Source organism: Weizmannia acidilactici, assembly GCF_008974185.1.
GTDB lineage: Bacteria > Bacillota > Bacilli > Bacillales > Bacillaceae_C > Weizmannia > Weizmannia acidilactici.
In genome coordinates, this window is record NZ_BKZP01000006.1 from 107599 (window position 1) to 115346 (window position 7748).

The 7748-nt window shown below is 46.8% G+C and carries 8 protein-coding genes; 4 read left to right on the forward strand and 4 right to left on the reverse strand.

Annotated elements, in window-relative coordinates; all coding sequences use genetic code 11:
• Nucleotides 1-8: 8 nt before the first annotated feature.
• Both BpJC4_RS04330 and fabZ read left to right on the forward strand, forming a co-directional pair.
• Nucleotides 9-839 (forward strand): flagellar hook-basal body protein, encoded by an 831-nt coding sequence (locus BpJC4_RS04330; protein ID WP_151680067.1) that lies wholly within the window; start codon nucleotides 9-11, stop codon nucleotides 837-839.
• Nucleotides 840-871: 32 nt separating this feature from the next.
• Entirely contained in the window at nucleotides 872-1297 is a 426-nt protein-coding gene (gene fabZ / locus BpJC4_RS04335; protein ID WP_151680066.1) for a 3-hydroxyacyl-ACP dehydratase FabZ, read from the forward strand.
• A gap of 176 nt (nucleotides 1298-1473) precedes the next feature.
• Here the strand turns inward: fabZ and BpJC4_RS16045 are convergent, their stop codons facing one another.
• Both BpJC4_RS16045 and BpJC4_RS04340 read right to left on the reverse strand, forming a co-directional pair.
• Entirely contained in the window at nucleotides 1474-1638 is a 165-nt protein-coding gene (locus BpJC4_RS16045) for a hypothetical protein (RefSeq protein ID WP_172967447.1), read from the reverse strand.
• Between the two features lie 6 nt (nucleotides 1639-1644).
• Nucleotides 1645-2004 carry a single-stranded DNA-binding protein gene (locus tag BpJC4_RS04340; protein WP_151680065.1) on the reverse strand — a complete coding sequence of 120 codons (360 nt, stop codon included), beginning with the start codon at nucleotides 2002-2004 and terminating at the stop codon, nucleotides 1645-1647.
• A gap of 240 nt (nucleotides 2005-2244) precedes the next feature.
• On the opposite strand from BpJC4_RS04340, the gene BpJC4_RS04345 reads away from it, so the two are divergent.
• Nucleotides 2245-2667: a YwpF-like family protein gene (locus BpJC4_RS04345; protein ID WP_151680064.1), complete on the forward strand. Its 423-nt coding sequence runs from the start codon at nucleotides 2245-2247 to the stop codon at nucleotides 2665-2667.
• Nucleotides 2668-2687: 20 nt separating this feature from the next.
• Here the strand turns inward: BpJC4_RS04345 and BpJC4_RS04350 are convergent, their stop codons facing one another.
• Nucleotides 2688-5486, reverse strand: a complete 2799-nt coding sequence (locus BpJC4_RS04350) for a DEAD/DEAH box helicase (protein ID WP_151697573.1) — start codon at nucleotides 5484-5486, stop codon at nucleotides 2688-2690.
• Nucleotides 5470-7089, reverse strand: a complete 1620-nt coding sequence (locus BpJC4_RS04355) for an SWIM zinc finger family protein (RefSeq protein ID WP_253718590.1) — start codon at nucleotides 7087-7089, stop codon at nucleotides 5470-5472. The genes BpJC4_RS04350 and BpJC4_RS04355 overlap by 17 nt, the downstream gene beginning before the upstream one ends.
• Nucleotides 7090-7487: 398 nt before the next feature.
• On the opposite strand from BpJC4_RS04355, the gene BpJC4_RS16050 reads away from it, so the two are divergent.
• Nucleotides 7488-7631 (forward strand): Lmo0850 family protein, encoded by a 144-nt coding sequence (locus tag BpJC4_RS16050; RefSeq protein ID WP_172967446.1) that lies wholly within the window; start codon nucleotides 7488-7490, stop codon nucleotides 7629-7631.
• The last annotated feature ends 117 nt before the right edge of the window (nucleotides 7632-7748 follow it).

Genomic DNA, 7748 nt, shown 5'->3' on the forward strand with positions numbered 1-7748 from the left:
GTGCCGCCATGAATCAATCCATGATCACAGCAACAAATTCGCTCAGGCAGTTGCAGAATAAAATTGATATCATCAGCAGCAATGTCGCAAACGCCGATACAACAGGCTATAAAAGCAAACAGGCGACATTTACGGATCTGCTTGTCCAGCAGATCAATAACCAGCCGGTTGTTTCAAAAGAAGTAGGAAGGAAAACGCCGGACGGCATCCGGATCGGCACTGGTGCAAAACTGGCCCAGACGGCTTACAACACTTCGCAAGGGCTATTGGAGAATACTGGCCGCGCCCTTGATATCGCTTTTACAAAAGAAAACCAGTATTTGAAAGTGCTCGTGCAAACGAACGGCATGAGCGAAGTGGAATTTACCCGGGCCGGTGCATTGGAAGTTACCCCGGTTGGGAATCATACAAGCATGCTTACAGACGGGAACGGAAATCCGGTTTTAGATGAGTATGACAACATGATCATGATTCAAGGTAACGTTAAAAATTATGCCATCAATCAGAATGGGAGGCTGCAGGTTACATACGCAAACGGCACAACAGGAAGTTTTAACCTTGGCGTTGTCCAAATGAATAACCCGCAAGTGCTGGAACAGGACGGGAATAATCTGCTGAAGCTGCCGCAAAATGTAAATGCCGCACAAATTTATACAGACTTGTCGGGTGCAAACCGCGGCCAGATCTCCATGCAGCAGGGCGCCCTTGAAAAATCGAACGTGGATCTTGGGATGGAAATGACGGACTTGATCAAAGCTGAGCGTTCTTATCAGCTGCAGTCGAGGGCCATTACAATATCGGACCAGATGATGGGTCTTGTGAACAGCATCCGTTCTTAACGGCCGATTTTTAAATGATGGAGGATTTGCCAATGCTTGATTTGCAACAGATTAAAGAAATTATTCCGCACCGTTACCCTTTTTTGCTGATCGATAAAGTTCTTGAAGTCGAAGAAGGGAAACGTGCGGTAGGCATTAAAAATGTATCGGGCAATGAAGAATTTTTTAACGGGCATTTTCCCGAGTACCCGGTTATGCCGGGCGTTTTGATTGTTGAAGCCCTTGCGCAGGTGGGGGCGGTCGCCATTTTGAAAAAAGAAGAAAACCGCGGCAAACTGGCGCTGTTTGCCGGAATCGACAAATGCCGGTTTAAACGGCAGGTAAGGCCGGGGGACCAGCTTCGTCTTGAAGTGGAAATCATCCGCCTGAAAGGACCGGTCGGAAAAGGCAAAGCCGTTGCCACAGTCGACGGCGAGCTCGCTTGCGAAGCTGAAATTATGTTTGCCCTGGGAAAATAGAAAAGCGGAGGGTCGTTTGCCTAATCGCTTTTTTTACATAAAAAAATCAGCTGTGCGAACAGCTGACTGAAAATATTTTGGGGATCGTTGGGGAGTCTTTGAAAAAATCTTTCTGATGGGGAAATTTGGGGAATCATTCGATAAGAAAGGAAAATGAAAAAGGAAAGTAAAAAAACTTAGTTTTTGTACTGCACTTGGACGGACATACTGCGGAGCTGCTTATCGATCCTTTTCATTTCAGCCATCAAGATGGTAAACTGCTGATTGATCAATCCTTGTTTGACAATCATGTCCGCCAGTACCCGTTCGAGCGCATCCAACCTTTTCGCAGCTTCTTCCAAAACATCTTACCCTCCTTGGCCGGCTTCCTGCAACGGTTTGTTTTCCGGCCGTCTGCTTAAAAATTGGACTGTATCGGCAATGACTTCCGTGACGTACACCCTTTTCCCTTCTTTATTGTCATAATGGCGGGTCTGGATTCTGCCGATAACGCCGAGTATCGAACCTTTCCCGCAATATTTGCTTGTATTTTCGGCAATTTTATTCCAAAGCGTACACTGGACAAAATCCGTCAGTGTTTCGCCAAACTGATTGCGGTAATGGCGATTTAAAGCTAAAGTGATATTTAAAACGGGTTTTCCGTCCGCGGTATAATGGAGTTCCGGGTCCTTTGTAAGCCTCCCGACCAAAGTGACCTGGTTGATCAACTGTGCCACCCCCTTTCTATTTCTATCTTAATGGCTTTACAATTTTGTGTAAAATCGGCATTTTTCAAAAATTGGGCATGCTGATCCGGCAAAATTCAATTTTTCCCGGGCAATTTTTGCATTTTTCGGCATGAAAAACAGCCAAAAACCGCAAATCCGGAAAATTTATAAAGGGTTTGCGGCAGGGAAGCTTTAGAAAAAGTATGGTATAATTTTGCCAAATGGACAGGGAGGGAAACGATGAAAACGTTTAAAATTGTATCGCTTTCCATTGTAAAATCCGGCGAACGGAAGAAAATCCCTTTTATTGACGGGTTGATTATCAATAAAGAAGACGGCAGAGGCACATGGCTGATTGAGGCTTATATGGACAGCGGGCAGGCCCCGTTTTTTGCCGAAGCCGAAAAAAATCAGCAAGAACTGGAAACGGAAGTCGTCATCACTTATGAGAACAACGACCCGGCCCCGCTGACGACCCATGTCCGCGGCATCAAAGAATTTGGCGGAACGGTCAGCGTTTTGCTGGAAGGGACAATGCGTTCGAGGAGGATTGCGCTTGCAGAAAAGGTATTACGGGATCTGGTTCAGAAAGGGTATGAGGGCGAGGCGTTAATCGAGGAATTTAAAGCAAGATTAAATGGAAAAAGCCGCTCCACATCATAGAAGATGCGGGCGGCTGCCCATTATCCTTCAAGCATGACCAAATGTTTCAGCTCGGCATTGGACAGTTCCGTGATCCAGTCGTCGCTTTGGATGATTTCGTCATTCAATGCCTGCTTTTTCTTGAGCATTTCATCGATTTTTTCTTCTAAAGTGCCGGTAGCAATGAATTTATGGACATGGACAAATTTCCGCTGCCCGATGCGATGCGCCCTGTCGGTTGCCTGGTTTTCTACAGCCGGGTTCCACCAGCGGTCATAGTGGATCACATGATTGGCTGCCGTTAAATTTAATCCTGTTCCCCCGGCTTTTAGCGAGAGTAGGAAAATAGGGAACGCCTGGTTTTGAAATTCCCGGATATAGTAATCGCGCTTTGCTTTCGGCATACTCCCGTTCAGAAACGGGACTTTGAGCCCGAATTGCTGTCTGATCATTTGCCGGATGATTTCGCCCATGCCGATATACTGTGTAAAAATCAAACACGATTCTTCCGTGTTTAAAATTGAATTCACCAATTCGGCCAGTTTTTCCAATTTATACGACCTTTCCAAGAGAAGGGAAGGCTTTTCTTCTTTCAGGAAAAGGGCCGGATGGTTGCACAGTTGCTTCAGGCGGTTCAGCATCTGCAAAATCAGGGCCTTTCTGCCAAATCCGCTTAATGTATCGAGTTGCTGAAGCGCGCTCTGTACCGTTTCTTCGTACAATGCCGCCTGCTCTGCCGTCAGCGGACAATATTCTTTCTGCTCCAGTTTTTCAGGCAAATTCAGCTCGACTTCCGGGTCTTTTTTCGTCCGCCGCAGCAGGAACGGCTTGATGAGCGCCTGCAGCTCGCGGATTTTTTCTTTAGACCCGTCTTTTTCGATCGGGGCAATGAAACGCTTTTGGAATTGCGGAAGACTCCCCAAATAGCCTTTATTGGTAAAATCAAAAATCGTCCACAGTTCCGATAAGCGGTTTTCCATCGGCGTGCCAGTTAAAGCGATATAGTGCCGCCCTTTCAGTTTCCGGATTGCCCTTGACTGCTTCGTTTGCGCATTTTTGATATTTTGCGCCTCGTCAAGGGCAACCGTGCTCCATTCAACACAAGACAGTTCTTCAAAATCAATATGCGCCAGCCCGTAGCTGGTTAAAACGATATCAGCATTTCCGTAATACTTGTCCAATTGTTCTTTTTCCCTGCCCGCTCCGTAATGGAGGGCAACGTTTAAATCAGGGGCAAATTTTTCAAATTCTTTTTGCCAGTTGCCTAAAACAGACGTAGGGCAAATGATCAGCGCCGGTACTTCCGGTTTTTCCGCATGTTTCACATGGAGAAGGTAGGAGATGAGCTGCACGGTTTTGCCAAGCCCCATATCATCCGCTAAAATGGCCCCGAAGCGGCAGTTCCGCAAAAATACTAGCCAATTCAACCCGAGCTGCTGATACGGCCTTAAATGCCCTTTAAACCCATCCGGAATTTTGACGGCAGGGATTTCCGACAGGGTTGATAATGTCCGTACAAATTTTTTTAATGACTGGTTCAGCTCAATTTGAATCTGGGTAAATGCGCGCGCATCCCCCTCACCGGGTGGTTCCTCTTCTTCGGGCGCTAATTCCTGCCCGAGCAGATCCTGGATGCGCAAGCCTTCTTTTTTGGCTTTTTCCATGAGCGCCTGCAGCGATTTGATCATCGCCGGATCAAGTTTGATCCATTCCCCGCCGGCTTTTACAAGGCGCCGCCCCCCGTTTACAAGGTTCCGGAATTCTTCTTCACTCAATTCCGTCCCGTTTAACGAGATGCGCCAATCAAAATCGAGTACGGTATTGAGGCCGAGGAAGGACCGGTAACTGGCGTGTTGTTTCATTTTCGCTTTCAGCCGCATATTGGCATCTTTGACGGAAGACCACCACGGGGGCAGCAGAATATCGACACCGAGCGAGAGCAGCTTTTCGCTGGCATGGATTAAAAATTCCCATGCCAGCTTTTCTTCCAGCTGTTCTGCCAAATTTCCGTTTTCGTCTTTAAGCCAAGGGAACAGTTTGATCCACCTTGCCTGCTCAAGCCGGATAGCATTTTCATATTCCTTCCATTTTTTGTAAAGTTTCTGCCTCGGATAGACGAGCATCCGATCCGGTTTGGCCCGATCCCTCAACACCGTTTCCAATTTCCATTGGCCACCATCATGGGCGGGTTCAGAAAGCCGGATGCCAATCGAAAAAGGGAGGCCGGCATCACCGGTCCAAATAGAGAAGCGCTTTTCGTCGAAATACAAGCCAAGTTCCTGTTTTGTAAAACCGGATTTCCGCAACATGCCCAGCTGCGGCTTGATCCCCGGCCGGCTATCGATAAAAGAACGCACGGCTTCCCCGTACCATTCGGCCAACACGGTTTTCAAAGGTTTCCCGCCAAGCTTCCGACTCCAAAAAAGCGGGACGAATTCATCCATCACCGCTTGCGGGAGTTCAAAAATAGGCTGATCTTCTTCTGGAAGGGATGCGGCTTCCGCAAGCCATCCGCCGCTTAAAACGGACTCGAGCAGAACAGGGGCGGCGGCCAAATAGATTTGTCCCCGCTCATCCCAATCCCACCGCAGCATTGAACTGAAGCTTTCTTTTCCAAGAAGGGACATGAGCATATAGCTGTCGATCCCGATGCCATGATGCCCGCCGTGAGACGTAAACGATATGAAAGAGCCGTAATAGCTTTCCTCATGCCAAATAAAAAGAGATGGCTTCCAATAAAGGGGAGCAATCTCTTTGCCTGATTCATCCTCGGCAAACAAAAAATAGCGTCCTTTCTGCAATGGTTCTATATTAATTTTTACATCATATTCCATCCGCATCGGTTAGTTTTCCCTTCCTGCATTCTTCCTGAAAAGCGCGCAGCCTTTTTGTCTGCTGCGTTAAAACATAAAAGAACGAATCCCACTTGTCTTCCTCTTTTTTCTTCCGATAAACCGCCCTTAATTTTTTTAAATACCGGACCGCTTTTTTGTAAGAACTGCGGTTTTTTTCTGCGATACAGGCATTTACCGCCCTATGGTAGAGCGGGAGGAGGGCTTCTGGTTCTTGCTTTGCAATCAAATTGAGTTTTTCTTTTTCAATGTCTTCAATCTGATTGCCGATCAAAAGCTGGAGCTCAACCCATTTGTGGTACCGCTCTTTGGAAAACAAATGATCGCCGTATTTCGCGGAGCTGGAGGGCAAAAACGTCCGGTACAGTTTTTCCAGCAATCTCGGTTGATGCTCCGCCAAAGCCTTTTCATCCACAGACCGGAAATAAAGGCGCATATAGGAAAGCCTGTCGTAAGCATCCCTGCATGTTTGTAAGAAGGCCGAAACCATCGGAAGTGAAGCGGAAATATAGCGGTACAGCCTGCCTTCCGAATGATGCATGTTCAATTCCGCCAGCCAATAAGGTATATAAACGGCCGTCATCATCCCGCTATTTGCCAGCTGTTCCAATGTGTTCAGGGCCGTATCGTCATTCCCGGACAAAAATGCCTGGTGGATGAAGCAGAGCACCGCAGCAGAAGAAAGCTTTTCTCCTGTGTCAATTCCGTTTACAATTTTCGCCCTTAAACGTTCGGCTTCCTGCTTTCTCCAATTGGCATTTTTAAGCAGTCGGGACCAGAGCATCCGGTAAAAGTCAACTGAATCGAATTCATATACGGATTCCCCGTCCGCAAGCCACCAGCAGTCATCGCGCAAATAACCGATAAACGGATCATAAGCAAACGGAATGGAACCGGACGACAGCCGGACGAGTGAGTCTTCTGCTTCCTCAACAAAAAAGCGCAGCAAGGAAGCTGATGAAAAAAATTCGTTTTCCCGGCAGATCCGGTTGAGATATTTAAACATTTCATAAGCGGCGATTAACCGGTACAATGGCTCCCATTCCTGTTCAACCGGCAAAAAACCGGTCAGCCGGTGGTATACCTGCCTTGCAGAAATATCCATCAAGTATTCATGGCGGTTGTTTATTTCCTGAAAAGCGGCATGAAAGTCAGCCAGCCATTGCGTGATGCTTGGTTGGGAGTAGGCATCCTTTTTCTGTTTCAGAAGCTCGCTTGCCCGTTTGACGGATTGCAGAATCTGCCCGGCAGCACTCCGGCTTTTCCACTGCTGCACCCAATCAAACACGCTGTTTTCTTCACTGTACGCAGAGAAAAATAAAGCGAGCTGATGGCGGCAAAAACCGTCCTGCGGGCAGGAACATTCGCAATCCAGCGGGTTTTCCAGATCCAGCCGGCACTCCACCGGCGAAACGTCCTGGACTTTCCCGGTTAAAAACCGCCCCGAAACCCGTTTTCCATAGACAAGATGCTGGCGGTACAACAACAGCCCTTTTTGGACAAGATTTTGGTGGGACTCTCTTTCAGGCTGAAGATAGCTTTGAAGTTTCATGGCAAAATCGTTCAACAGGCCGGACATTTTGGTAGGCACACTTCCTTGCATCCAGAGAATATGAGTATGGGAGAAAGCGGTAAATGGTGGCTGCATTTTTCTCCCGTGCATCCGAAATATAATTCAACTATTTATCGTAATATATATCCGTTGTGATGTCCAGTATAATCTTTTGGTACGAAAATATTTACAAGGTGCTGTCCGTTGATGATAGCGATAGAAAAATATCTATGAAACCCCTTACAATTTTCCTGATTTTTTGTTATATTAGAAATGAATCATGATGATCATACCTTTTGTCAAATCCACAGGCCTCTCACGAAAAAAACTGAGAATTTTAATAAAATCGTAAGGTATTTCGTGTAAGATATTGGATAAAGGGTAATACATAAGTAAGGAAAAATGTCGGAAGTAAAATATATACATGGGGTGATCATATGAAAAAAAATCATGATCATTTAAAAAAGGTCGTATCCAGTTTTTCGGAGATGGGTATCAAAACGGCCTGCACCAAATCCCGTTTAGAACTATTCGAAGTGCTGGAAGGGAGCAAGCTGCATCCGGTTTATAAAAAGAATTGAAGGCGTACGGGAGGACCGGAGCGCAAAAAAGCGTGGGCGATTATCATTGAATCGCCCACGCTTTTTGGGGTGCGCCTAGCATGGCTGCACGCTATAAGGTGAAAGTCCCGAAACGCG